Source organism: Rufibacter sp. LB8 (genome assembly GCF_014876185.1).
In the GTDB taxonomy this organism is placed as follows: Bacteria; Bacteroidota; Bacteroidia; order Cytophagales; family Hymenobacteraceae; genus Nibribacter.
Map to the genome: position 1 here is coordinate 183,592 of NZ_JADALJ010000001.1, position 25,464 is coordinate 209,055.

Sequence of the window (25,464 nt, forward strand, 5' to 3'; positions counted from 1 at the left end):
TTTTTATGTTTCAATCTCTTACGCTTGCGTCTACCCTCATCTTAGCAGTGGTGGTGTTTGGGCTCTTCATCGTCATCATAAAGATGTACAAGAAGGCCATTCAAGGCGAGGCCATGGTGCGCACCGGCATGGGCGACACCAAAGTCTCTTTCTCCGGCATTTTTGTGGTGCCCATCATCCACAAGCTGGAAGTCATGGATATCACCCTCAAAACCATTGTGATTGCCCGCACCGGGGCTGAAGGCTTGATCTGCAAAGACAACCTGCGCGCCGACATTAAAGTGAATTTCTTTCTGCGCGTGAACAAAACCCAGGAAGACGTGGTGCAGGTGGCTCAGAGCATTGGCTGTAAGCGCGCCTCAGACCCAGGCGCTTTGGAAAGCCTCTTTGACGCCAAGTTCTCGGAAGCCTTGAAAACCGTGGGCAAGCACTTTGACTTCGTGGAACTCTACCAAAGCCGAGAAGACTTCAAGCGTCAGATTCTCCAAACCATTGGCACCGACCTGAACGGCTACGTGCTGGACGACTGCGCCATTGATTACCTGGAACAAACACCGCTCAGCAGCCTTAATGAGAACAACATCCTGGATGCCGAGGGTATCAAAAAGATCATCGACCTCACCGCCCGCCAAAAAGTACAGTCGAATTTGATTGAGCGCGAGCGCGAGAAAACCATCAAGAAGCAGAACGTAGAGGCCCAGGAAACAATTTTGGAACTAGAGAAGCAACTCGCTGAAAACCAGGAAAAACAACGCCGTGAAATTGCCAGCATCAAAGCCAGAGAGTCGGCTGAGATTGAGAAAGTAACCCAGGAGCAGCGCATGATTTCTGAGCGCGCCCGCATTGCCACAGATGAAGAAGTACAAATCTCTGAACAGAACCGTGACCGCCAAATCTTAGTAGCCGAGCGCAGCAAGCAACGCACCGATGCCGTGGAAACCGTGCGCGTGGAGCAAGCCAAAATGCTGGAGGAAAACGAGATGCAGCGTATTGTAGCCCTGGCCCAGATTGAGAAAGAGAAAGCCATTGAAGAAGAGCGCAAGAATATTCAAGGTATTATACGCGAGCGCATTACGGTAGAGAAAGCCGTGGTGGAGGAAGAAGAGAAAATCAAAGATACCAAAGCCTTCGCCGAGGCCGAGCGTCTGAAATCTGTGGCCATCACCACCGCCACTATGCAAGCCGAGGAAGCCTTGGTGAAAGAAATAAAAGGGGCCGAAGCTGCGCGCAAGGCATCTGAGTTCCGTGCCGAGCAATTGTTGATTGACGCCGAAGCCGAGAAAACCTCCAGCGTGAACCGCGCCGCCGCCATTAAAATGATGGCCGAAGCCGAAGCCACCCAAGCCGCCGCCAAAGGTTTATCTGAAGCTCAGGTTATGGAAGCCAAAGCCGCCGCCCGCCAGAAAGAAGGCGAAGCCGAAGCCAACGTGACCGAGCGCCAGGCCGTGGCCACCGCCAAAGCCACCCGCGTACAGGCAGAGGCCCAGGCCGAAGCCGACGAGAAATTAGGGATGGTTGCCGCCAAAGTAACCCAGGAGAAAGGCTTAGCTGATGCTTCTATTGTGGCCAACATGGCTGCCGCCGAAGAGAAACGCGGCTTAGCCGAAGCCAAAGTAAGCGGCGAGAAATTCACCGTGGAGGCCAAAGGCATTGAAGAGAAAGCAGACGCCATGAAAAAACTGGACGGCGTGGGCAAAGAGCACGAAGAATTCAAGCTGCGTCTGGAGAAAGACAAGTCCATTGAACTGGCGCAGATTGACATTCAGCGGGAGATTGCCGCCGCGCAGGCCACGGTATTGTCTGAGGCCCTCAAAGCCGCCAAGATTGACATTGTGGGCGGTGAAAGCATGTTCTTCGAGCAGATTGTGGGCTCCATCACCAAAGGCAAGCAGGTTGATAGGCTGGTGAGCAACAGCGAAGTGCTGGGCACCGTGAAAGAGGCCTTCTTCCAGAAAGACAGCAACGGGCACATTGATTTCAAGGCCAATCTGCAGCGGTTCATCACCCAGTTCGGGATGGATTCTGAGGACGTGCGCAACCTGAGCGTCTCTGCCCTGCTTCTGAAAATGATGCAGCAGAAAACCCTGGATGACGCCACCGCCAACACCCTGAAAGAATTGACTTCCACCGCCACGGCCCTGGGCTTGGGCGACAAACCGGTCTATACCTTGAACTAAGGGCCCCACCCCAACCCCTCCCCAATTGGAGAGGGGCTATTGGGTTTCCTGTTTTCGGTCTCATTTTCAGAAATGAGCCCGAAAACGGAAAAGGCCCAACCTTTAATTTCGGACCAAAACAGGAAAGAGATTTACCGCTCACTGGCAAGAACAACACCAACAAAAACCCTTTTACATTTTTTTAAATCGACCCCAATTCATCTCGTATGAAAGCTTTCACTCTTTCTCTGCTTTTATGTGCGGCGGCTGCGGCACCGGTTCTGGCACAAACCCAGCCGGCACCCACTGCCAAAGACCGGGCTTCTTACACCTTGCAACAGCAGTTCAGTTCGCTCAAATTCAGGTCCTCCACTGAAATGAAATACAACCAGGAGCACAAAGTGGTCAAGCAAGCCAGCTTAGACGCTTTTTTCCGGAACGTGCAAGACACCCTCAGGGCGCGGGAGCAGAGCATCAGGAACGCAGGCAAAGAAACCGCAGTTGCTCTGGCCAAAACCCAGCAGGAACTGGAAGACCAGAAAGCCCAGGTGCAAGCCCTGCAACAAGACAACGCCCGCAAAGAACAGCAGATTCAGCAGACCCAGCACAACATTGACAGCCTCAGCGTGCTGGGCCTGGACATGAACAAGCAGGTGTACGTGTATTTGAGTTTGGCCATTATTCTGGGGCTGGGCGTGCTGGCGGCCGTGTTCGCGTTCATGTACAAGGGCAGCAACGCCGTGACCCAGGAGAAAATTCAGGCCTACGACACCATTGACCAGGAACTCAAAGAACACAAGCAGGCCGCCCGCGAGCGCGAAGTAAAACTCAAGCGCGAGATGCAATCTGAAGCCAACAAAGTAGAGGAACTTAAGCAACAGTTGGCTGAGCTACAGAAAAAATCAGCGGTGTAGGGAGTAGAGTTCTCGAGCACTTTCCTTACCTGACCTTGTCGAAAGTAATCCTGTTACTCCAAGCCTTCGCATTCCCGAGACTCCCCCTTCAAAGGGGGAGTATCAGGAATGCGAACCAAGTGAACGGTATTCTCATTTATGCCCGTAACTAGAATTGTATGTTTTGGAATAGAAAAGCGAAATCCCCCATCACCGAAGAAGACGAGGACTGGATAATTTCTTCCTACCACTGGTTTGAGCAGGCATTCGGGAAGAAGCTAACTGAAACAGAAATCTTTTTACCCACTGCGCAATTCTTTGATTTTGAATTTAAGGGAACGGAAGAGGATGGCCTGAATGCCATTGGCCTTGTTGCCGAGAAAATGGGTATTGATGCCAGTACCATAGAAGTCTATTTTTTTGAGGAATTCCAACCCCTAGATTTCACAGATGAAGGTGTCTATGCCAACTATGAAGAGGGAACGGAGCTGGTAAATGGAGAATACTCCAAAGTGGTTGACGGCTTATACCAGATAGGCCTTGAAAAGTCATTGTTGAAGAACCCAGTAAAATTAACTGCGACTGTGGCCCATGAACTTGCCCACATTAAGCTGTTAGGGAGAAGAAAAGCTGGAGCAAAACGATGAACCCCTTACCGATTTAGCTGCCAGCCTTTTCGGGTTTATCATCTTCTTAGCCAATAATTCAATATCCAAAATGGAAACGTGGTCAGGAAATAGCCACACTGGTTGGAAAGTTGGGGGTACTAGTGGCTATTTACATTATAAGATTTACGGATTCCTAATAGCATACTGGATGCTGAATCGAAACGAGACTAATCCGGCATGGTTAAAATATTTAGACAGTGAAATTGTAGGCGTAGTTAAAAAATCACTGAAGTATTTAGAGGAAAAGAAAAAGCACCAAACCTAAACTCCCCCTGATCTGGCTGTTTCATCTAGGCCAAATTTAAATCAAACAAAAAACCTGTTTTCGGGCTCATTTCTGAAAACGAGCCCGAAAACGGAAATTTTACAACAGTACCGCTTCACCCGCAGCAATAAAAAAAAGCCCCCTCTCTGTGGGAGAGGGGTTGGGGGTGAGGTCCAATTCAACCACCATGTCTGCATCCACCACCACTCCTGACGCGTCTACTTCTTCTGTTCAACTGGAAGGCGGCACCTATGAAATCCTGCGCAACCGCCTATCTAAAAGCGGAAATGAGCTGCGTGGGCTGCTGGACCAACTAAACCAGGAACGCAAAGAAGTTTTCGGGGCGATTGAGACCAAGCTGCTGGCCACCGAGCGCGTGACCACCGAGCACAACTGCGTGCCCTATGACATGGTGCCCGTGGGCGATCTGCTGCTCTTCGGGTACAACGTGCACCTGGGCCTGAAAACCGAGGTGGAGCTCAGCGATGTGTTCAGCGTGTACCGCTATGAAGGCCACCAGTTCCACCACCAGCCGCTGGACCTCATCCAGAACGCCACCTTTTCAGACGAATTCCAGAAACTCTACAAATACTACAAGAACACCCAGTTTGTGAAGTTTGCCGTGCAGGGCGTGCACCTGTTCATGGTGTTCCGGATTGGCAAGGGCGTCAATGACATCAAAACGTTCAAGTGGGCCCTGCAGGCCGGCACGCTCACGTACCTGGACAACCGCTCTGACCACGAGTACACGTTTCCGAACCAGCATGATTTCGCCTGGACCCGGGTTACCCGCGAGGCGCACCGCAAAGGCAAGCACCCACACATTTCTATTGAAGACAAGGTGTTTGTGGAAACCATTGGCGGCGACCTCACTATTAAAGTAGAAGATAACACCGAGACTGGCCAGGGAATTTATTCAGAACCGGTAGAAGACAAAGACCAGACCCTGGATGACTCAGAACTGTATTATGCTGTCATCGGGAATCTTATCTTGCTCAAAATCAGGCCGTACCGCGAGAACGCTTACCGATACGTGGTCTACAACGCCAAACTCAAAGAAGCGCGCCGCATAGATGCCATACAAGATTGTTGCGTGTTTCTGCCGGAGGATCAGGGTATTATCTACGCGTACGGCTATTACCTGCAGACCGGCGAGTTCAAGAGTTTTGACAACGGCCTGCAGGAAATGCTGTTTGAGAAGCGCATCACCTCGCCCAACGGCGAAGATTTCCTGTACGTCTTTTACAACAAGCAGAGCGGCGTGTATCTGCTGCTGAGCTACAACCTCATCACCCAGAAAATTGAGAGCCCCATCATCTGCCACGGATACGCCATCTATGAAAACGGTGAGCTCTGTTATTTCCGGGCCGACGAGGAACCCAAGAAACACCACGCGCTGCAAATCTGGCAAACGCCGTACATCGGCAGCAACTTCACCATTCCGGTCACCAAAGAGAGTTTCCTGTACAAGATTGGCAACAAGGAAATTGTGCGGGCCATGGCCGAATGCACCGAGATTCTGACCCTTGTTAACAAGGAAGATTCCTATGACAACCTTTACCTGGACCTCATCAAAAGCACCACAGATGTCCTGGATTCCTACCATTGGCTAACCAAGGGAGAAACCTTTGAACTGGCGCAGCCGCTGGGCGCCATCAGGCAGACGGCCACCGCGGCGGTAGAAGAGTTTGAGAAAGTCATCAGCATTAGAAAAAGCACGCAGGTGCAAGTTGACCAGGTACTCGGCTCCGCCGATGCGTTGTTAGCTCAACTAAAACTCCAAAGCAACGGGCACATCAATGATTTTGTGAAGGCCCTGGCAGATTTGCGAAAGGTCCGCGGCGAAGTGATTTCTTTAAAAGAACTGCGCTACGCAGATGTGCCCCGCATTGAGAACTATGAAACTCAGTTGCAAAACTTCTGGCAGGAAATAGCCAACCAAACGGTAGATTTCCTGCTAAAGCCCGATGCCCTGGTGCCCTATGAACAGCGCGTGGCGGAAATTACGGAGGGCATAGACCAGATCGCCAAAGTGGTGGATGCTGATGCCACCGAGAAGGAGATTGCGGGCGTGAGCACTGAATTGGAGATGCTCATTGAGATTGTCAGCAACCTCAAGATTGAAGACGCCACCCAAACCACCCGCATCGTTGACGCCATTTCCACCATTTACGGGTCGTTCAATAAAACCAAGGCCACCCTTAAACGCAAACGGCAGGACCTGCTGAGCGCCGAAGGCCAGGCCGAATTCAACGCCCAGATCAAACTCATCAGCCAGAGCGTTATCAACTTTCTGGATGTCTGCGACACGCCCCAGAAATGCGATGAGTTCCTCACCAAGCTCATGGTACAGCTAGAGGAACTGGAAGGGAAATTCTCTGAGTTTGATGCCTTCCTGGAAATTATTGCCGACAAACGCGAGGAGATTTACAGCGCCTTTGAGAGCAAGAAAGTGGCCCTGCAGGAGGCCCGCAACAAACGCGCCACCACCCTGCAACAGGCCGCCGACCGCATTCTCAAAGCCGTGCAAAGCCGCATCAGCAAGCTGGAGACCGTGGCTGATATCAACGGGTACTTCGCCTCAGATTTGATGCTGGAGAAAGTGCGCGCTACCGTGGCCGAACTCCTGGCTATGGGTGACACCGTGAAAGCAGATTCCATCCAAAGTCGCCTGAAAACGCTGCGCGAAGACGCCGTGCGCCAGCTCAAAGACAAGAGCGAACTGTTTGTGGAGGGGCAAAACGTGCTCAAATTCGGGACGCACCATTTCACAGTGAACACGCAGCCGCTGGAACTTAGCATTGTGCACCGTGATGATGCCATGTACTATCACCTCACCGGCACCAGCTTCTTTGAGAAAATAACCGATGAACGGTTTCTGAGTTACCGGCCCGTGTGGGAGCAAGCGCTCATCTCAGAAAATAACCAAGTGTACCGCGCTGAGTATTTAGCGTTCCAGATTCTGCAAGCCGCGCAAAACGCCAACAGCACTGCCCAGATAGAGGAAGGCCAGGAAGGGAAATTGCAGCTGTTGAACCTGGAGCAACTCTATAAACTGTCGCCGCCCGATGTCATTTCCTACGTGCAACAGTTCATGGCGTCAAGGTTCAACGAAGGCTACCTCAAAGGCGTGCATGACTATGACGCAGCTGTGATTTTGACCTCTCTGGTGCGCCTGTTCAAAACGGCAGATTTGCTCCGGTACCCGGCCGCAGACCGCGCGTTGGCCCGCTGTTTTTGGGCTCTGTTTCTCAAACAGGAGCAAAAACAGCTGTTCCACCACCAACTCAAAGGCGTGAGCGCCATTCTGCAGGTGTTCCCGGAAACCCACCAGTTTGATGCCCTCAAAGCCGAATTGCAGCAGGAGTTACAGGGTTTCCAGCAGCAGACGAATTTCTTGCCGGAAGCCAATCCAACCTCGGCTGGTGATTACCTCTTTTTTGAACTCACCCGCGGTGACGGATTCATTACCAGCGCGCAGGCCGCGACTTTGGTACAGGATTTCCGGGATTTTCTGAGCCAGAGAAAAGCCTGGGAAAAATTTGAGACCTCGGCCCAGGCTCTGGAACACAACAAGCTGGAACAATTTGCCTTGCTGCAGCATTGGCTCCGGGCGTTTCTTTCCCAAACCAACCCAACGGCAGAAACGGCCTATGTGCCCGAGGCGGCTGCACTGTTATTGCTGCAAGACTTGAAACCGGCACAAGTGGTCACCGCTAACCTGCTGGAAACGTTGACGGGTTTGCAAGGCAGCCATGTCTTGCTGAAAGAGCAGCAGTACCAATTGCAGTTCCATCAGTTTCAGCAGAAGTTGGCGCAGTATGAATCCGGGGTGGTGCCGCAGTACAAAGCCTTCCATGCGCTCAAGCACCAACTCACCGTGGCCTTTGAGGAAGAACTGCGCCTGCAGGAATTCAAACCGAAGGTGATGGCCTCTTTTGTCCGGAACCAGTTGATTGACCAGGTGTATTTGCCGCTCATAGGTGCCAACCTGGCCAAGCAGATGGGCACCGCCGGCGAAACCAAGCGCACCGATTTAATGGGTATGTTGCTCTTGCTGTCGCCGCCGGGTTACGGAAAGACCACGCTCATGGAGTACATCGCCAACCGCTTGGGCATTATCTTTATGAAAATCAACGGTCCGGCCATTGGGCACCAGGTCACGGCGCTGGACCCCACCGAGGCCCCCAACGCCGCCGCCCGCGAAGAACTGGAGAAACTGAACCTGTCTTTTGAGATGGGCGACAACGTGATGATTTACCTGGACGATATTCAGCACTGCAACCCGGAGTTCCTGCAGAAATTCATTTCGCTCTGCGATGCCCAGCGCAAGATTGAGGGCGTGTACAAAGGCCGCAGCCGCACCTATGATTTCCGGGGCAAGAAAGTCTGCGTGGTCATGGCCGGGAACCCCTATACCGAGACCGGCGACAAGTTCCGGATCCCAGACATGCTGGCCAACCGCGCTGACATTTACAACCTGGGCGACATTCTAGGCGACACTGAGGACGTGTTCAAACTCAGCTACATTGAGAACTCGCTTACTTCCAACGCCGTGCTGGCCAAGCTGGCCGCCAAAAGCCAGAAAGACGTGTACGCGTTGGTGAAACTGGCCGAGACCGGGAACAACGAAGGCCTTGAACTGGAAGGCAACCACACCGCCGCCGAAATCAGCGAATATGTGGGCGTGCTCAAAAAACTCCTCACCATCAGAGACGTCATTTTGAAGGTAAACCTGGAGTACATCAAGTCTGCCGCGCAAGCCGACGAGTACCGCACCGAGCCGCCGTTCAAAATGCAGGGCTCGTACCGCAACATGAACAAGCTGGCCGAGAAAGTGATGCCGATTATGAACGAGGCCGAGTTGCACACGCTCATTTTGTCGCATTACCAGTCAGAATCTCAGACGCTCACTACCGGTGCCGAGGCCAACATGCTCAAATTCAAGCAACTCATCGGCGTAGCCACCGCAGAAGAAATCCAGCGCTGGGAAGACATCAAAACGGCCTTCATCAGGAACAACAAACTCAAAGGCTTCGGCGACGGCAACCAGGTAGGGCAGGTGCTGGCCCAGATGGAGAACATCTCTGATGGTTTGGTTGGGATCAAGCAGGTGTTAGGGGAGCAACGGAAGATGGAAAATAAGCTGGTGATAGGAGAAAACTAGCGAAGGCACGGTGGCCTATGTTGTGCGTAGAGTTAGCGACAGCGCTCTACGCATTTCTGTGGCCGCCAATCTCCAGATTGGCGTGTACTCATTATTGCTCGGCTTCAGCAAAAGCAATTGGCAAGTCTACAGATCCATTGTAAAATTTTGCCAATCAGGAGATTGGCTTTTAGGTAGGTACGTAGAGCGCTGCCGCTAACTCTACGCACATCCTTACCAACATTACGTACATGGCCGGAATATCAAAGTTGCGCAATTGAGAGGTGGAAAAGGTACAGCCTGCTTCGGTGGGGCCATTCACTAAAAAAGGAAATTCAGATAATGATGCCCATTTTCCACTGCACGTTCACCAGCCCTTTTCAGGCAGAAGCTGTTGCGTTAGAGACCATGGAAGGAGAGCAATTGGTTTCTTATTTCCTGAATTACCCTTGGGCAGACTGGCTGCAGAAAATGAATAACTCCAAAGAAGAGGATATTCACTTTTCGCCTACCCTTAATTTTGAGAACAAGCAGACCAAGCAGAAATTAATGGTGTCTGGCGTGGAAGAGAATGGCCGAATTTTCTTCTATGTTTTTTACCAAAGGCCAAAAACGGTCAGCCAGTTTTTCGGTCTTCGGCAGAAAGTGAAAGAGGACTACACCACTGAAGTCCATGACCAATCCAAAGAGCAGGCCGCACTTTTAATTGAGGCTTTCTCGAAGGGAAATGAGGTATTTTTAGAGAAGGAGATAAATAGGTGACAAGCCTCGGGATTTTTATTTTTACAACTGAAATCCTGAATGATTGAGAGAACTGGCGTAAAGTGACAAACGTGCTTCGTAATTGGTAAAAAGTTAGGTAGCAAGGAAGAAGCTTGCATTTGAGGTTATAAAATCTTCCCTGTTTCCTGTTGTATCGGTCCGTATAAATTACATATCTTACGGGACCACACCACCTACAAACTACAGACTATGGAACTGAACCACAAACTCCTCAGGCAGTTTGAGCAGGAAGCCGCCAACACCAAGAAAATGCTGGAACGCGTGCCACAGGAGCACTTTGACTGGAGGCCGCATGCCAAGAGCATGACCCTGAAAGAACTGGCCGCCCACGTGGCCGAACTGCCCGCCATGTTCATTGCCGGCGTTCTGCAGGCCGAGGAACTGGACTTCACCAAACAGAAATACACGCCTTTCACGGGCACTACCCACCAGGAGCTCATGCAGTTCTTTGAAGACAACTGCAAAAAAGCCAGCAAGGCACTGGACCACACCAACATAGTGGAAATTGGCAAAACCTGGACCATGCGCAACGGCGAGCACGTGATTATGTCGCTTCCCAAGCAGGCGGTGATCAGAACCATGGCCATGAACCACGTCATCCATCACCGCGGGCAATTGAGCGTGTACCTGCGCTTGCTGGACGTGCCGGTGCCAGGCATGTACGGGCCCTCCGCCGATGAAGGGTTCAGTGGATAGCCTTTCCTTTCCAGAACAGCCGAAGCCGTTTTCGGGCTCATTTTCAGAAATGAGCCCGAAAACGGCTTCGGTGCCGACTTTTTTGCGGTAAATTCCAAGCCCATCATAACATCTTCGGGAGGAACTAAGCAGCCAGCACTAGGGATCAGCAAGCCTTCCAGGGGAGGCCAAGACCTTGAGGGCCAGCCATTCGGCAGCAATAAAACATTTTTACCGGAAGTGAATTGCCCTAGAACCAAGTAGGTGGTCTTGGCCGTATATAGAAATAAAAGAGCTCATTTCAGGGAGAACTGAATTAATACTGACTAAGAAAGCGTTACCTTTCCAAGATGTTATGGATTTGATTGACGGTTTCCGTTGAGAAAGCTCTATAGCTTTTTTGCAACTATTAAGATTTATGGCAACACCCAAATTCATTGCACCCACCACTTCGTTTTACTCAGAACTTAAGAACCGCACCAATGCCTATTTTGAGGAAATTGGGGCGTCGCCTACGGGCAATTACAAACTCTGGCTCAAGGCAGCCATTCTCATGACCAGCCTGGTTTTGCTGTACGTGCACCTGGTGTTCTTCACACCCAACGTATGGTTGGCCCTGGTGGAATGCCTTTTGCTGGGCGGCGTGACAGCGGCCATCGGTTTCAACGTGATGCATGACGGCGGCCACGGAAGCTTCAGCAAGAAGAAATGGGTTAATGAACTGGCCGGCCTTTCTCTGAACATGTTGGGCGCCAACATCCACATGTGGACCACCAAGCACAACCTCATACACCACACCTACACCAACATTGACGGCGTAGATGACGACCTGGACGCCAAACCCTTCCTGCGCCTCTGCGATAACCAGGAACACCTTAAAATGCACAAATACCAGCATTATTATTTCTGGGGCGCGTACGCCATGCTGTACCTGTACTGGATTTTCTTTACAGATTACGTTAAGTACTTCACCCAGAAAGTAGGCGATATTCCAATCAAGAAAATGACCAAAACTGACCACCTTTCCTTCTGGGGATTTAAGGTGATGCACTTTGTGCTGTTTGTGGTGGTGCCTATTTACACCGTCGGGTTTCTGCCTTGGTTAGCTGGTTTCTTGCTGTACGGCATGTTCACCGGGCTGGTGCTGAGCATTGTGTTCCAGCTGGCGCACACCGTGGAGCATACGCATTTCCCCATGCCTACCGTGGCTACCAACCGCATTGAAGACGAATGGGCGCTGCACCAGTTGAAAACCACTGCCAACTTCGCTACCAACAACAAGATTGTAAGCTGGCTGACCGGCGGTCTGAACTTCCAGATTGAGCACCATTTGTTTCCAAGAATTTCCCACGTGCATTACCCGGCCATCAGCAAGATTATCAAAGAAGCCTGCGCGGAGTTTGGGGTGGTCTACAATGAATACCCGAAGACCAGAACCGCCATCATGTCGCATATTGCGCATTTACGCCAGTTAGCCCTACAGCCGGTTCTGGTGCAGCGGTAAAGAAACACGTTCCATAGGTATGTTGAAATCCCGTTCCAGTCTTTGGGGCGGGGTTTCTGCGTTTTCGGGCTCTGTTTTGGAAATGAGGGTGAAACCGGTGACCACCCCCAACCCCTCCTAGGACAGAAAAGCCCCACCCCCGGCCCCTCCCCAATGGAGAGGGGAGTTTTTCTGAAATACGTAGGTCATTGGCAGAGACTCTCGTAGGAGCTTCGCACACTACGAGGTCTTTGAGCAAGCGTTCGTCGGTTCCTCCACCGTAGAGACAAGGCAGTGCCTGGTCTCTACAACCAGTACACGCATTTCCCAGTTTAGGCTCCATTTCCAATTCAGAGCCCGGAAACGCAATTGTCGCAGACCACACAGGTTTTAGAAACCTGTGAAGTCTTTTGAATTGGCGACACTGCTGATGCCCAAAACGCAGACTGCCTAACAACTAGCACCTTTTCCAGCCTTTCCATCGAGCGCCTCGCGGGTTGGCCTTGTATGGCCAGGGCTAAAAGAAGAGAACAGCTATGGCCAAGACGGGCAGTGCGAGAGGGGAAGGCGGTGCCTCGCGGCCGTGAGCGCTCGGAGCCCAGCTATGGAAAGGGCCGCCTTGTAGAACTTAGGATGCAGCGGTTATTTGGAAGGAAGGCAAATTGCGTGCACAAAAGCAGCTGGAAACGCAGTTCAGGTTGTTGGTGATAAGACCAACAACGGCGAAGACGGCAAAAGAAGTAAGGCAAATTGCTTGCACAACAGCAGCAATGAATAAGCAAAGTATGAATCTTCGTTAGATCCTTCGACAGGCTCAGGATGACTTTGGTGGGCTGATGGTTGAAAGATTTACAGCAGGAAGTTTTTAACTCGGTTTTGAATACCTACAAAGGCAGGTTAAACAGAGTAATAGCCTAAACAAAACAACAGGCTAAACTGAGCGGCAAGGCTACAATTTCAGTCAAAATAGTCCTTTACCGGGCTGCGGCAATTTCCTTTACCAATGCTTCATCAGAAACACTTTCCAGCCACGTCTCTGGCAATTGCAGGCGCACGGTTTGGGCCTGGCCGCTGGGGGTGCAGACAACGGTGACGGTGCCCGTTTCAGAAGTGGCAAGTTCAGTGGCTTTTTCGGCGGCTTTGCCTTCCAGTCCGGCGTAGGCTTGCACACAGGTCCAGGTGAGGTTGTCTTGGTCGGTGACTTCGCGTTGGGTCATGTGGGGAAATATTGATGGAAAGTAAACCTGTAACGGACGATGCGGAAAAAAGATGGGGAATGGCCGAGAAAACAAAACCCCGTTTTCGGGCTCATTTCTGGAAATGAGCCCGAAAACGGGGTTGAAATAGCAATGTGCCTGAAGAAGAAGGCAGCTTGTTAGGGGAGAGAGGGAGCGGTGAGGCCGGTTAAATAAGGTTCCATGATTTCCAGCGCAGCCTCTGGTTTCCGGAAGGTGGTCATGATTTCAAGGCCGTGGCGGGCCCAGGTTTCCACGTAATAATTGTCTAAAGAGTATAGCGTCACTTGCCAGGTTTTGTGTTGGCGCTGCGCCAGTTGTATGCCGCGTTGGGCCAACGCCTGGGCCTGGTCTTTGGGAGCTTTCTTGTCAAACAGGGAGTATTCTAGCATAGGCAAGGGCTGTACTTTTCCAACGACAGAACCCTGGCATTAAGTTTCCGGCGTTGGGGTCTAACGCCCTGCAAAAATACCGGTTTCGGGCTTGATTTTAGTTGTTGCCAGGATTTATTCTTTCTCCAGCAGGGCCAGGGTCTGTTCTACTTTCTCCAACTGGGGCATTAAATCGTCATGCACGGCCGTCTGGTTTTTACGGTAAATCACGTAGTTGATCACTCCCAACACAATCAGGTTTATGCCCATGTGCCAGCCTTCCCGGCCCAAGCCGTAAAAATAAAGCAACTGGCAGAAACTGAAGGGCAAAATGTACCAGAACACTACCCGTTGCAGCATCTTAATCTGTTCTTGTAAATATAAGCGGTACTGGTGCAAGTAGTCGCCCAGGGGCACGGAGAAATCTTTGACTCGGTGGCGCGCGCCTTTCTTGAGTTGGTAAATAAGCAGCAGGCAGCAGAACACGGTGAGCACCCAACTCAGTTTGACCAAGGGCTGCGGAAACCAATACGCCAAACCCAAAGAGATGGGAATGAGCGCGGCGGCCGCCCAGATTTCTAGGCGGTCACGTTTTCTTATTTTTTCGTCAATGAATTCGGCGTGGATGGTTACTTCTTGCATGAGTCGGTCTTTTTGGAGGGTGATGGAGGTTGACGCCTGGGGGCTTTGCCACAAATCTTTCAGTTCTTGGTCTAGCATAGGGCGGGTTGTAAACAGGTGAACAGTTTTTCTCTGATGCGCTTCATCTTGACGGCCACGTGGTTTTCTGAGAGGCCGGTGACGGTGGCAATTTCTTTGTAAGGCAAGTCTTCCAGGTAGAGCAGCACCAGGGAGCGGTCGGTTTCGTTCAGTTTCTGGATGCAGGTGTGCAGGGCCTGCAGCCGCGCTTCCTGGTCTGGGTCTGGCGTTACCTCGGGCACATTCCCGAACTGGATGCTGTCCAGGTGCACGGTCTGGCGCTGCTGGCGTTTGTACTGGTGGCGACCCTGCAGGCAGACGTTGAGCGTGACGCGGTACACCCAGGTGCGTATGTGGGCCTCGCCCCTGAACGTAGGCAACGACTTCCAAAGTTGGAGCACGGTTTCCTGGAACAGGTCTTGGGCGGCCTCGGGGTCTGGCGCGAAGCTTCGGCAAATCCGGAAGATGCGGTGCTTGTCTGTCTCCAGCAGGTCCAGGAAAAGCGTTTCTAAAGGCATGGGCATGGGCGGTGGTGGCCGGGTTCACGTTGTTAGTAGAGGCCGCCGCGTAAATATGACAGGTGACGCGAAAAAAAATTAGCCCCACCCCAACCCCTCCCCAACAAAGAGTGGCTTTTTTCTGGATTGCATTTTGGGGCTTGATGACGCAGGCAAACAGATATGGCTTTTTTCTCTGCTGGCAATAGTGTAGATTCTCCACTAAAGATCTTTGTATGCCCGTCTGGTAAAAACATCTATCCTGCCCACCACCATCAGGGTCACAAAATACGTCTCATCTGGAGGGTTTCTGCGGAAATGGCTTATGGGTCAGAATTACCTTTTACTACGGCAGAAGCTTCCGGAAGGCACAGGCCTCTGGCGCGCGGGAACGTTTTAAGCCCCATTTCCGGAATTGAGCCAAAAAACGGATAGGACAGAAAATGCCCTCTCTGTTGCGTGGGGGTTGACTTTAATAATTCACGCCACGGCGGCGCCAGATAAATGGTTTTGGTCAGATTTAAGCCAGTCAAAGGCCTCAGCGGTGGAATGGAAGAATTGGAGTTGGTAACAGACGGCGCCGGTCATGAGGCAGAGTTCCAGTTCGCGGGCGTGGTTAGGGTTGTTGGGTACTACCAGGGCCAGTTGCTCCACGCCTTCCTGGCAAAGATTGGGCACCAGGTAATGCGTGATCCAGAGCATGTCCTGGGGCAGGGGCGTGCCGCGTTTAGTGCTGTCTGAGAGTAATTTTTTGCAGTGGTATTTTTCCAGGAATCCAATGAAACGCTGCGAGCCCTCCCGGTACTGCACCGATGACGGGTTCCCCAACCAGTTCATTTGCAAGATTAGCCATTGGGGGAAAAGCACTATTTCATAGCAATTGCTTTTTAACAGGGTGGTGGCGTGGCGGTTCATGGCGATGGGTAGTTTTGTAGTACATGAAATATTAAATAATTTAAAAAAATGGGTATGTCAGGCGGCCAAAGCGTGAGGTAGGCCAGGTATTGTTATGTCTGCGTCTGTGTTTTTTGTTATACTCAAAACAAGTAAAAAAGTATGCATGTGTCGCTATATTTATCGCGGGAAAAAACAAAATTTTCTGTAGTTAACATAACGGCGTGGGTGGCCAAAGAAAGATGGACAAGTATAGGAGAAGGGAATTTCTGCCGGAGTGATTTCCAGAAGCGGAATTACAGAAGGGAGGGCACGACAGAGCACGTGTTTTAGGGCTCATTTTCAGAAATGAGGCCTAAAACGGGAAAACACTTTTTGTAAAGCTGGAAAACTTGGCGCGTGTTGTAGTATACTGACCGAAGGATTTCCAGAGAAAGAAAAATCTACGGCAGAACGATAAAAAATTAGGCTTTCAGCCAGCTTAGGGCGGTAGCCATGTCAGTAAATTCCTGGTACTCCATTTCAAAGGGAAGTTCTGCCACCAGTTGTTGCCGCATGTTCTCTACGCGACGTTCTTTTTCTGTGTTTTGGCCCACCACGCGGGCCATCTTATTGACGCGGGTCTTGAGCAGCTCTGTGCTGAACTGGTAGGCAATGTTCTTCTGCTCAGTCTCGGTTACTTCAACCTTGTTATGGCGGCTGTCAATCAAATACCGGCGCACGTCATAATGCTTGAGCGTGTCAATCACTTTTTGCAGGTAGTGACTGATTTCTGACTTGGAGAAGCCCGTTACATCTGGCCATTCCATGGAAAGTACATCGGTGGCTACCTCATATTGTAATTCAACCAGGCTATCTTTGTAGAGCAACATACAGGTAAAGCAAAAACTAGGTCAGAACGTAAAAATAGGAAAATATGATCACCATTTACCACAACAACCGCTGCAGCAAAAGCCGTGAAACGCTGGCTTTGTTAGAAAACAGCACGCAGCCCGTTAATGTTATCAATTACCTGACCTCGCCGCCCACCGTAGCTGAGCTGCGCGACCTGCTGGCCAAGCTGCAATTGGGCCCCGAAGACATTATTAGGAAAGGGGAGGCCCTCTACAAAGAAGTCTACGCCACCCAGCACCTCACCGCAGACGAATGGCTACAGGTGTTAACCCAGAACCCAGTGCTCATAGAACGCCCCATTGTAGTACACGGCGACAAAGCCGTCATTGGTCGGCCGCCGCAGAACGTGCTGACTATTCTGTAATTGGGGCAGAACTTGGTTAAGAAATTCGTTGATGAATTCTTGGTTGTTCCCTTTTGATACCAATAAAGCATTTACTGATTTTTTCCAGGGAAAGTTGGTCACTGGTGGAGTTTGAGATGTGGTTAAAATGGGTTTACCGAGCAAATAATGCCATTCAACCGATTTTTTAGTGGGGTGTTTTAGTTCGACTTTCGTTTTAAGTGGGTTTAACTAGTGCTTGATACGTTTGGTCTAAAAGTAAAAAATGGGCGGTAGCCATGCCCTACTTTTGAAACATCAAACACTGCCAAACAATTTAAACCCACATGAAAACTTCCATCTTCGCCTTTTTCCTTTTTCTTTCTGTAGTAGGTACTTCTTTTGCCGGCACCAACACCAGTTCGCCGGTTTCTGTGGCCCGTGAATTGTCTGTGGTGTTGCAGTTGAATGAAAGTCAGTACCTACGCGTGAAAAGCCTGGTAAACGCCCGCCAGGAAGAAGAGAAAGCCGGCCGCACCAGCGTGCAGGAGATAAACGAGAAGTTCTCCGCCGCCATTATTGTGGAGTTGAGCCCCGCCCAACAAGAGATGTTCAAACAATACCTGGCCTCTGGTGCGGGTGCCTCCATGGCCGTTTTCACCAAATAAGAATTTTACCAGGCTTGCGCCAAGTGTGCCAGGCCCAGACATACAACAAAAACCAGACAGCCTACACCCTTTTGCACAAAAAGAAACCCGCACTTCTGGTGCGGGTTTCTTTTTGTGTAACGTACTTGCCAAGCGGCTGGTGTAGAACTCGGTCGTCTGGTTCCCCGGGCCCTACCGAACAGGCCAGGCGGCAGGAGATAGACTGGGTGCAAAACTTAGAGAGACTTGAGCCAGCTCTTGATTTCGTGCTCGGTCTTGCCCAGCTTCTGCTGCAGCTTACCCAACCACTTGTCTTCCTGACCCTCGTCATACGCAAGATCATCATCGGTGAGATCGCCGTACGCCATCTTCATTTTGCCCTTGAGTTCGTTCCAGTTCCCGCGAGCTCTATATTCTCCTTCGTGTGTTTCCATGATATAAATGGTTAGATATAGAGATGTTTTGATATACGCGAACGCCTCTACACGGGTTGAACAACCAGCCATGGTATTTATACCCTTTTTTTGCGTTTTTGGGCTCTGTTTTCATAATGCGCTTGAAAACAGATAGTTGGTGCTGGAAGAAATTTTCTGGAACAGGCCTTTATTTTTCTAAAGAGATAATCCTTTGATAAACGCCCGCACTGCGGCCGGATCCTGGAAGTCTGCCAATGCGAACTCCAGTTGCTGAATCTCTTCTTTGAGCCCGCGTTTGGCGGCCCTGAACTTGGCCTCCCGCTGCTTAGCCGTACCCCCGAAGTCCTGCAACAGCTGTCCCGCCGTGCCCAAGTGGAATTCACCCTGCTCTTCTTCCAGTTCCTGGAGTTGCTCCTGCAAGAGGCGCACGTAATACGCCAGTTGGTCTTCAGGCACCTTGGCCAGCACCTGTTCCTGTTCATGCATGAATTCCATCTGGAGCCTGAGCAGTTCAAAGAAATCATCTTGGTGGTAGGCCACGGTCACCTTTTTCATGGCTTCCTCTTTCCAGTGGCGGGCGGTTTCGTCGCGTTCGGTGTCGGGGTGCAGGAGTTTGGCCAGGGTGGTGTACAACCGGCGGCTGGCCTTGCTGATGCTCTCCAGTTCTTTCTTGAGTTTTACTTCCTTGCTCTGCTGCGCTTTCTCTTTCTGGCGGTGGGTGCGTTGCGCCTCGCGTTTTTCCTGCTCTTCCTGCATCTGCTGGTCCAGCCGCGCCTGAAACGCCTCCAGGTCCTGCAAATCCTGCAGTTGCACGTCTAGCCCCAGCACATGCTTGAGTAGGTGCTGGGTTTCTTCTTTGGCGCTATTTTTATCTGGTCTTGCAGCAGAATTGGGGACTGGCTCAGAATACCGCCGTAGAATTTCCTCCATTTCCTGCGCGTCATGGTGCTGCACTAAGAACGATGCCTGGTTTTTGATAAACCCGGCCAGCTTTTCCTGCTCTAACTTTGGCAAGTCCGTCTGGCTATAGAATTGGTCTAAGTACTGCACCAAGGCCACGCGCCGCTCCACCATTTCCCGAACCAGCGGCTGTACTTCTTTCTGCAACCTCGTCTGAATTTCCTGGGTCTGTTGCTGCCGCTCGGCCAACCGCGACTTGAGTTCATCTACCGCCGTCACGTACGTGTTGAACTGCTCCTGCAAGGCAGACAAATGGGCTTTGCCGCTGGGGTTGAAGGTGGGTAGTTGCGAGGCGTTTTCTGAAGTAGCCATGGGGCGAGTAATAAGTATTGGGATGCTTGGTCTGCTTTTGTTGCAAAGGTTCTTTATGCCTGAGTTTTACAAGACGGCCTTTTCCATAGTTTAGCTCCGAGCACTCACGGCCACGAGGCGCTCGATGGAAAGGCTGGAAAAGTTGACCACCCCCAGCCCCTCCTAAACAGGAGGGGAGCCTTTTTGTAAATGGCGTTTTCGGGCTCTGGACTGGAAATGAAGGCGAAACTGGAATTCTGTTGCTGGTTGTAGAGACAACGCACTGCCTTGTCTCTACGGTGGAGGTCCCGAAAAACGCTTGCTCAGAAGACCTCGTAGCGTGCGCAGCTCCTACGAGTGTCTCTGCCAAAGAATCTCCTTAAGCAACTCCCAGAATACAAGAAATTTTGCAGTTCCGTTTTTGGCTTCATTTCCGGAAATGAAGCCAAAAACAGCACCTTACCTTAAAGGACCATCAACCATTAACGAACAGGCACGCGCTGCAAGGTCTCCAGCAAGAACTTCCAGTATTTCTGAACGGAACTGATCTGCACTTTCTCATCTGGGGAATGCGCGCCGGTGATTGTAGGGCCGAAGGAAATCATCTCCAATTCTGGGTAGTTGGTACCCAAAATACCACATTCCAAACCGGCGTGGCAGGCGTTTACGTGGGGTTCTTCCTGGAACAGTTCTTTGTACAGATTGGTCATGGTGGCCACAATGGTGGAGGTTGGGTCTGGGGTCCAGCCGGGGTAGGCGCCTTTCTGGGTCACGCTGGCACCGGCCAGTTCAAAGGTGCTCTGTATGGCTTGCGCCAAGTCCAGCTTCTCAGAATCCACGGAACTGCGGGTGAGGCATTGAATGGAATAGGTGCCGTCTTTCACCAGCACGCGCGCCAGGTTGTTAGAGGTCTGCACCAAGCCCGCAATGGCCGGACTCATGCGGTAAATGCCGTTGGGGCAGGCGTAGAGCGCGCGCAGCAATTGGTTCTGGAAATCATAGGAAATCCCCGATGACGGCAAATCAATAGGCTCGGCCTGCAGTTGCAGGTTAGGGTCGGTGAGGGAATACTCGGCTTGTAGAATGTCGGTCTGTTTCTCCAGGAAGGCCTCAAACAGTTCAGCTTTGGCCTCGGGCACGGCCACTTCGGCAAACGACTCACGGGGGATGGCGTTGCGCAGGCTGCCGCCGTCAATGCTGTACACGCGGGCGTTGAACTTGTCGGTGGCCTGGTAAAGCAGGCGGTTCATCAATTTGTTGGCGTTGCCGCGGCCCAGGTGAATGTCCATGCCGCTATGCCCGCCGGTGAGGCCGGTGAGGTTCAGCTTGTAGCCCACAAAGTCAAACGGAATGTTCTCTTCATTGTAAGAACCCGTGGCGGTCACATCAACGCCGCCGGCGCAGCCAATGGTGAGTTCACGGTCATCTTCGGTGTCTAGGTTCAATAAAATAGAGCCTTTGAGCAGGCCGCCTTTCAGGCCCTGGGCGCCGGTCATGCCGGTTTCCTCGTCAATGGTGAAAAGCAGTTCCAGCGGCGGGTGCGCAATGTCTTTGCGGGTAAGCAGCGCCATCATGGTGGCCACGCCAATGCCGTTGTCGGCGCCCAGGGTGGTGCTTTTGGCCTTTACCCAATCGCCGTCAATGTACATCTCAATGCCCTGGCTTTCAAAATCGAAATCCGTATCGGCGTTTTTCTGGTGTACCATGTCCAGGTGGCTTTGCAGGATTACGGTCTGGCGGTCTTCCATGCCCGGGCTGGCGGGTTTCCGGATGATCACATTGCCCACTTCGTCTGTGATGGTCTCAAAACCCTGGCTGTTCCCGAAGTCCTGCATGAACTTGATCACGCGTTCTTCTTTTTTGGAGGGGCGGGGCACCGAATTCAGTTCAGCGAAGTGTTTCCAAAGCGGTTGGGGTTCCAGGTTGGCTATGTCTGTGTTCATGGTTTTCTGGTTTAAAGATGTACTGCCCGCAGCTTCAAGTAGATGAAAAACAAGGGCAGCAGGGGATACTTGCACGGTAAAGGTACTAAACACATTCGACTCCGTTCGGGCAAAAACCTGTTTTGAGGCGTCTGGTTTCGGCTTCATTTCCAGTTTAGAGGCCAAAAACGGAAATTGTTTTCGCCTGAAAATACGTCATTAAACCATTCTGGGAAAACTACTGAGCTAGTAAAAAGTAAAAGACTACAGCAGAACTTTAAACTGACAGAACTCATGGATAAAAAAATGAAAGCCGCGTATTATGATGTCTTCGGCGGAACAGAGAACATCAAAGTTGGCCAATTACCCCTTCCAGAGGTAAAGGAAGGCGAAGTGTTGGTGCGCGTGAAAGCCGCCGGCGTAAACCCCGTGGACGCTGTGGTGATGGCGGGTTATTTGGAAGGCATGTTGCCCGTGGAGTTTCCGGCCATACCGGGCTGGGACGTGGCCGGGGTGGTGGAAGACCGCGGCTTCAGCGCGCGCCGCTTTAACGTGGGCGATGAGGTGTATGCCTATGCCCGCAGGCCCACCGTGCAGGGCGGAACGTTTGCTGAGTACATTGTCTTACCCGAAAGTTACCTGGCCCAAAAACCCAAGAACCTGAGTTTTGCGGAAGCGGCGGGCATTCCGTTGGTGGGCCTCACGGCGTACCAGAGTATGTTTGACAAAGGCCAATTGCAGGCCGGGCAAAACGTGTTGATCTTGGGCGCTTCCGGCGGAATTGGGACGCTGGGCATACAGTTGGCCAAGGAGAAAGGCGCTACGGTTATTGGCGTGGCCAGCCAGAAAAACCACGCGTTTATGCTGAAACTAGGCGCCGACCATGTAGTTGATTACAACGGCCAGGACGTGGGCGAGGCCGTGAAAAACCTGTTCCCAGACGGCGTGGATTTGATTTTTGACGCCGCCAGCGGCGACACCCTGCAACAAAGCCTGAAAGCGCTCAAGACGGGCGGTACGCTGGTGTCCATTCTGCACCAAGGCCAGGGCTTGCCCCAAAATATCAACTTCCATTACGTGTTTGTGGAACCCAACGCGCGACAATTAGAGGAACTTCGGGAATTGGCCGAAGCCGGAAAACTCACCGTGCACGTAAGCGAAACCTACTCCCTTGACCACGCCGCCAAAGCCCTGGACCAAATTGCCAGCCACCACACCAAGGGCAAAATTGTAGTGGTGCCTTAGGTGTATTTTTGTGGAATTCATCCTGAAATCAACAAAAGTAGATTTTAGCATCAATAGGCCCTGGCTTTAGCCAGGGTAAAATGGAAATAACATTTATCGGCTTTAGCCAAACTAGTTTTTTGGCTAAAGCCGATTTTGACTCTTTGCGTTACCCTGGCTACAGCCTGGGCCTATTGATATGGGAGTCCTAGTTCAAATGGTAAAAATATGGCAGGACCAATTCAAATATCAAATGTGATTCGGTAGCCAAATCAATACAGACATCCGAAACAATATCGACATTCGGAAACAATATTAACAGCCAAAGCTTATCCAAAAGTCAGAACCTATCCAAAAGCCAAAGTTTATTAATCAGCCAAACCCAATCATAAAAACAACACCTGTCTAGAAGCAATAGCCCTTTCAGATTATTTTCAAATCGGGATAAATTTAAAGGCGAATAAGCGTCATAAAAGGCTGGTGCTCTGTGTCCGTTTTTGGCCTCATTTTCAGAAATGAGCCCGAAAACGGAACGGGAGTCAATCTTTGTTTGCGCAGTATCGGTTTTCTAGGACGGTTGCTTATCTTTCAGCTTGCTAACCTTCTTCTTAGCCAAGCGCCATGAGAAAACTTCTGCTTCTTGCTTTTTTGTTCTGCCAACTTTCTGCCTTCGCGCAAAAGCCGCTGTTTGACTTGGTACGCTGGGTGAACCCCTTGATTGGCACGCACAAAATGGGCCACACGTACCCCGGCGCTACGGTACCGTTCGGCATGGTGCAGCTATCCCCGGACACGGACACCATTCCCTACGAGGTGAACGGCAAATACAACAAAGACGTGTACAAATACTGCGCGGGCTACCAGTACAGTGACCCTACCATTGTGGGCTTCAGCCATACGCATTTCAGCGGCACGGGCCATTCAGATTTAGGCGATTTTCTGTTAATGCCCACTACCGGCAAACTGCAACTAAATCCTGGCACTGAGAACAATCCCGAGACAGGTTATCGGTCTAAATTCTCCCATGACAACGAGCGCGCGGAGCCCGCCTATTACCGCGTAAAACTGGACGACCACAACATCACCGCCGAACTCACCGCCACCAACCGCGTGGGCATGCACCAGTACACGTTCCCAAAGTCTGACGAAGCGCACGTGATCCTGGATTTGATGCATGGCATCTACAACTACGAAGACAAGAACGTCTGGACGTTCATCAGAATTGAGAACGACACCCTGATTACCGGTTACCGCCAAACCAATGGCTGGGCCCGCACCCGAACCGTATATTTCGCGATGGCCTTTTCCAAACCCTTCATCAGCTACGGCAACAAAGACTACAGCAAGGCGCAGGTGTACAAAGGATTCTGGCGAAAGTTTGACCAAAGCAAGAATTTCCCGGAGATGGCGGGCAAGCAAATCAGGGCGTATTTCGATTTTAAAACCGAGGAAGGGGAGAAGATAAAAATCAAGTTTGCGCTGTCACCAGTGAGTACGCAGGGCGCGCTGGCCAACCTGCGCGCCGAGGTGCCGCATTGGGATTTTGACCGCGTGAAAAACGAAAGCCAGGCCCTCTGGAATAAAGAACTAGGCAAAGTACGCGCCGCGCTCACCACCAAAGACGACTACATTAATTTCTACACCGCGCTCTACCACACGTTCCTCGGCCCCACCACCTACCAAGACGTGACCGGCCAATACCGCGGCCTGGACCAGAACAACCACCAGGCCAACGGCTTCACCAACTACACCACCTTTTCACTCTGGGACACCTACCGCGCGCTGCACCCGTGGTTTAATGTTGTGCAGCCCAAACGCAACAGTGACATGGTTGAAAGTATGCTGGCGCACTATGACCAAAGCGTGCACAACATGCTGCCTGTGTGGTCGCACCACGCCAACGAAAACTGGTGCATGATTGGCTACCACAGCGTGAGTGTAATTGCCGATGCCATCTTAAAAGGGACGTACACCGGTGATGCTAATCGCGCGCTTGACGCCTGCGTGACCACCGCGCGACAAGGGTATTATGACGGCCTGCAGTACTATATGCAACTGGGCTACGTGCCCGAAGACAAGAACAGTTCCTCCGTCTCCAAAACTTTGGAGTATGCCTATGACGATTGGTGCATCGCCCAAATCGCCCAGAAACTGGACCGACAGGATATTTACCAGGAATTTAGCCGCCGCGCCCAGAACTGGAAAAATGTTTATGACAAAAGCATCGGGTTCATGCGGCCCAAACTGAGCGACGGCACCTTCAAGAAAGAGTTCGATGTGTTGAGCACGCACAACCAAGGGTTCATTGAAGGCAACGCCTGGAACTACAGCCTCTACGTGCCGCATGACCCCGCCGCCATGATTCAGGCCATGGGCGGGAACAAGCGCTTCGTACCCCACCTGGATTCCCTGTTTACCATGCATTTGCCAGACGAATTCTTCGCCGATACCGAAGACATCACCCGCGAGGGCATCATTGGAAACTACGTGCACGGCAATGAGCCCGCGCACCACGCCGCCTACCTCTACAACTGGACAAACCAGCCCTGGAAAACCCAGGAACGCGTGCGCATGATTCTCAAAAAACAGTACCAGGCCACGCCAGACGGCCTGGGCGGCAACGATGACTGCGGCCAGATGAGCGCGTGGTATTTGTTCAGTTCTTTAGGCTTTTATCCTGTGGCCCCCGGTGCGGAACAATATGCGCTGGGCAGTCCTGCTGTGCTGGAAGCCACCATAAATCTGGAGAACGGAAAGACCTTTACCATTGAAGCCAAAAACCAAAGCGCCAAAAATGTGTTTGTGAAGAAGGTGGAGCTCAACGGCAAGGTGCTGGCGCAACCCTTCCTGAATCATGCAGACATTGCCAAAGGCGGAAAGCTGGTATTTTACATGACTGGCAAACCGAAGAAGTAAGGCCCCACCCCCAGCCCCTCCCCAACGGAGAGGGGAGATTTTGTAAGGCGTTTTCGGGTTCAATTCTGGAAATGAGGCCGAAAACAGAAATACCGCAAGCAACTATT

At 51.5% G+C, this 25,464-nt stretch carries 20 protein-coding genes; 11 read left to right on the forward strand and 9 right to left on the reverse strand.

Going from position 1 to position 25,464, the window contains the following annotated elements:
* Positions 1–5: 5 nt before the first annotated feature.
* The 7 genes from IMY23_RS00820 (at position 6) to IMY23_RS00850 (ending at position 12,090) form a co-directional block, all read left to right on the forward strand.
* Positions 6–2,177, forward strand: coding sequence for a flotillin family protein (locus IMY23_RS00820; RefSeq protein WP_192820229.1), 2,172 nt, complete (start codon positions 6–8; stop codon positions 2,175–2,177).
* 206 nt (positions 2,178–2,383) lie between these two features.
* Positions 2,384–3,070 carry a hypothetical protein gene (locus IMY23_RS00825; protein WP_192820230.1) on the forward strand — a complete coding sequence of 229 codons (687 nt, stop codon included), beginning with the start codon at positions 2,384–2,386 and terminating at the stop codon, positions 3,068–3,070.
* A 158-nt stretch (positions 3,071–3,228) separates the two neighbouring features.
* Entirely contained in the window at positions 3,229–3,696 is a 468-nt protein-coding gene (locus tag IMY23_RS00830; protein ID WP_192820231.1) for a hypothetical protein, read from the forward strand.
* 473 nt (positions 3,697–4,169) lie between these two features.
* Positions 4,170–9,149, forward strand: coding sequence for a DNA repair ATPase (locus IMY23_RS00835; protein ID WP_192820232.1), 4,980 nt, complete (start codon positions 4,170–4,172; stop codon positions 9,147–9,149).
* A 321-nt stretch (positions 9,150–9,470) separates the two neighbouring features.
* Positions 9,471–9,890: a hypothetical protein gene (locus tag IMY23_RS00840; RefSeq protein ID WP_192820233.1), complete on the forward strand. Its 420-nt coding sequence runs from the start codon at positions 9,471–9,473 to the stop codon at positions 9,888–9,890.
* 210 nt (positions 9,891–10,100) lie between these two features.
* On the forward strand, positions 10,101–10,607 hold the full coding sequence (locus IMY23_RS00845; protein WP_192820234.1) for a DinB family protein: 507 nt from the start codon (positions 10,101–10,103) through the stop codon (positions 10,605–10,607).
* Positions 10,608–11,004: 397 nt separating this feature from the next.
* Positions 11,005–12,090 carry an acyl-CoA desaturase gene (locus IMY23_RS00850; protein WP_192820235.1) on the forward strand — a complete coding sequence of 362 codons (1,086 nt, stop codon included), beginning with the start codon at positions 11,005–11,007 and terminating at the stop codon, positions 12,088–12,090.
* A gap of 953 nt (positions 12,091–13,043) precedes the next feature.
* Here IMY23_RS00850 and IMY23_RS00855 read toward each other — a convergent pair.
* From IMY23_RS00855 to IMY23_RS00880, 6 genes are all read right to left on the reverse strand, one after another.
* Entirely contained in the window at positions 13,044–13,286 is a 243-nt protein-coding gene (locus IMY23_RS00855) for a hypothetical protein (protein WP_192820236.1), read from the reverse strand.
* A gap of 158 nt (positions 13,287–13,444) precedes the next feature.
* A complete protein-coding gene (locus IMY23_RS00860) occupies positions 13,445–13,696 on the reverse strand; it encodes a hypothetical protein (protein ID WP_192820237.1) in 252 nt (83 codons plus the stop codon).
* Between the two features lie 114 nt (positions 13,697–13,810).
* Entirely contained in the window at positions 13,811–14,395 is a 585-nt protein-coding gene (locus tag IMY23_RS00865) for a hypothetical protein (RefSeq protein ID WP_192820238.1), read from the reverse strand.
* Positions 14,389–14,892 (reverse strand): RNA polymerase sigma factor, encoded by a 504-nt coding sequence (locus tag IMY23_RS00870; RefSeq protein ID WP_225986363.1) that lies wholly within the window; start codon positions 14,890–14,892, stop codon positions 14,389–14,391. The genes IMY23_RS00865 and IMY23_RS00870 overlap by 7 nt, the downstream gene beginning before the upstream one ends.
* A gap of 459 nt (positions 14,893–15,351) precedes the next feature.
* On the reverse strand, positions 15,352–15,786 hold the full coding sequence (locus tag IMY23_RS00875; protein WP_192820240.1) for a hypothetical protein: 435 nt from the start codon (positions 15,784–15,786) through the stop codon (positions 15,352–15,354).
* Positions 15,787–16,229: 443 nt separating this feature from the next.
* Positions 16,230–16,637, reverse strand: coding sequence for a hypothetical protein (locus tag IMY23_RS00880; RefSeq protein WP_192820241.1), 408 nt, complete (start codon positions 16,635–16,637; stop codon positions 16,230–16,232).
* Positions 16,638–16,681: 44 nt separating this feature from the next.
* Between IMY23_RS00880 and arsC the strand changes: the two genes are divergently transcribed.
* Positions 16,682–17,023 carry an arsenate reductase (glutaredoxin) gene (arsC, locus tag IMY23_RS00885; protein ID WP_192820242.1) on the forward strand — a complete coding sequence of 114 codons (342 nt, stop codon included), beginning with the start codon at positions 16,682–16,684 and terminating at the stop codon, positions 17,021–17,023.
* A 305-nt stretch (positions 17,024–17,328) separates the two neighbouring features.
* The gene (locus IMY23_RS00890) at positions 17,329–17,649 is read left to right on the forward strand and encodes a hypothetical protein (protein WP_192820243.1); all 321 of its coding nucleotides are present in this window, start codon (positions 17,329–17,331) and stop codon (positions 17,647–17,649) included.
* Between the two features lie 215 nt (positions 17,650–17,864).
* Here IMY23_RS00890 and IMY23_RS00895 read toward each other — a convergent pair whose 3' ends face one another.
* The 3 genes from IMY23_RS00895 to IMY23_RS00905 form a co-directional block, all read right to left on the reverse strand.
* Positions 17,865–18,062, reverse strand: coding sequence for a CsbD family protein (locus tag IMY23_RS00895; protein ID WP_192820244.1), 198 nt, complete (start codon positions 18,060–18,062; stop codon positions 17,865–17,867).
* Positions 18,063–18,239: 177 nt separating this feature from the next.
* Positions 18,240–19,316 carry a J domain-containing protein gene (locus IMY23_RS00900; RefSeq protein WP_192820245.1) on the reverse strand — a complete coding sequence of 359 codons (1,077 nt, stop codon included), beginning with the start codon at positions 19,314–19,316 and terminating at the stop codon, positions 18,240–18,242.
* 461 nt (positions 19,317–19,777) lie between these two features.
* Positions 19,778–21,238: an aminoacyl-histidine dipeptidase gene (locus IMY23_RS00905; RefSeq protein WP_192820246.1), complete on the reverse strand. Its 1,461-nt coding sequence runs from the start codon at positions 21,236–21,238 to the stop codon at positions 19,778–19,780.
* A gap of 285 nt (positions 21,239–21,523) precedes the next feature.
* Between IMY23_RS00905 and IMY23_RS00910 the strand changes: the two genes are divergently transcribed.
* Complete coding sequence (locus IMY23_RS00910) at positions 21,524–22,462, forward strand: NADP-dependent oxidoreductase (RefSeq protein ID WP_225986364.1); 939 nt, start codon at positions 21,524–21,526, stop codon at positions 22,460–22,462.
* Positions 22,463–23,062: 600 nt separating this feature from the next.
* On the forward strand, positions 23,063–25,357 hold the full coding sequence (locus IMY23_RS00915) for a GH92 family glycosyl hydrolase (RefSeq protein ID WP_192820248.1): 2,295 nt from the start codon (positions 23,063–23,065) through the stop codon (positions 25,355–25,357).
* Positions 25,358–25,464: the final 107 nt, after the last annotated feature.

Coding starts and splice junctions, on each gene's coding strand:
- IMY23_RS00835 (WP_192820232.1), top strand. CDS start 4,170: ATGTCTGCATCCACCACCACTCCTGACGCGTCTACTTCTTCTGTTCAA.
- IMY23_RS00870 (WP_225986363.1), bottom strand. CDS start 14,892: ATGCCTTTAGAAACGCTTTTCCTGGACCTGCTGGAGACAGACAAGCAC.
- IMY23_RS00855 (WP_192820236.1), bottom strand. CDS start 13,286: ATGACCCAACGCGAAGTCACCGACCAAGACAACCTCACCTGGACCTGT.
- IMY23_RS00875 (WP_192820240.1), bottom strand. CDS start 15,786: ATGAACCGCCACGCCACCACCCTGTTAAAAAGCAATTGCTATGAAATA.
- IMY23_RS00890 (WP_192820243.1), top strand. CDS start 17,329: ATGAAAACTTCCATCTTCGCCTTTTTCCTTTTTCTTTCTGTAGTAGGT.
- IMY23_RS00895 (WP_192820244.1), bottom strand. CDS start 18,062: ATGGAAACACACGAAGGAGAATATAGAGCTCGCGGGAACTGGAACGAA.
- IMY23_RS00865 (WP_192820238.1), bottom strand. CDS start 14,395: ATGCTAGACCAAGAACTGAAAGATTTGTGGCAAAGCCCCCAGGCGTCA.
- IMY23_RS00915 (WP_192820248.1), top strand. CDS start 23,063: ATGAGAAAACTTCTGCTTCTTGCTTTTTTGTTCTGCCAACTTTCTGCC.
- IMY23_RS00820 (WP_192820229.1), top strand. CDS start 6: ATGTTTCAATCTCTTACGCTTGCGTCTACCCTCATCTTAGCAGTGGTG.
- IMY23_RS00880 (WP_192820241.1), bottom strand. CDS start 16,637: ATGTTGCTCTACAAAGATAGCCTGGTTGAATTACAATATGAGGTAGCC.
- IMY23_RS00840 (WP_192820233.1), top strand. CDS start 9,471: ATGATGCCCATTTTCCACTGCACGTTCACCAGCCCTTTTCAGGCAGAA.
- IMY23_RS00825 (WP_192820230.1), top strand. CDS start 2,384: ATGAAAGCTTTCACTCTTTCTCTGCTTTTATGTGCGGCGGCTGCGGCA.
- IMY23_RS00845 (WP_192820234.1), top strand. CDS start 10,101: ATGGAACTGAACCACAAACTCCTCAGGCAGTTTGAGCAGGAAGCCGCC.
- arsC (WP_192820242.1), top strand. CDS start 16,682: ATGATCACCATTTACCACAACAACCGCTGCAGCAAAAGCCGTGAAACG.
- IMY23_RS00910 (WP_225986364.1), top strand. CDS start 21,524: ATGAAAGCCGCGTATTATGATGTCTTCGGCGGAACAGAGAACATCAAA.
- IMY23_RS00860 (WP_192820237.1), bottom strand. CDS start 13,696: ATGCTAGAATACTCCCTGTTTGACAAGAAAGCTCCCAAAGACCAGGCC.
- IMY23_RS00900 (WP_192820245.1), bottom strand. CDS start 19,316: ATGGCTACTTCAGAAAACGCCTCGCAACTACCCACCTTCAACCCCAGC.
- IMY23_RS00905 (WP_192820246.1), bottom strand. CDS start 21,238: ATGAACACAGACATAGCCAACCTGGAACCCCAACCGCTTTGGAAACAC.
- IMY23_RS00850 (WP_192820235.1), top strand. CDS start 11,005: ATGGCAACACCCAAATTCATTGCACCCACCACTTCGTTTTACTCAGAA.
- IMY23_RS00830 (WP_192820231.1), top strand. CDS start 3,229: ATGTTTTGGAATAGAAAAGCGAAATCCCCCATCACCGAAGAAGACGAG.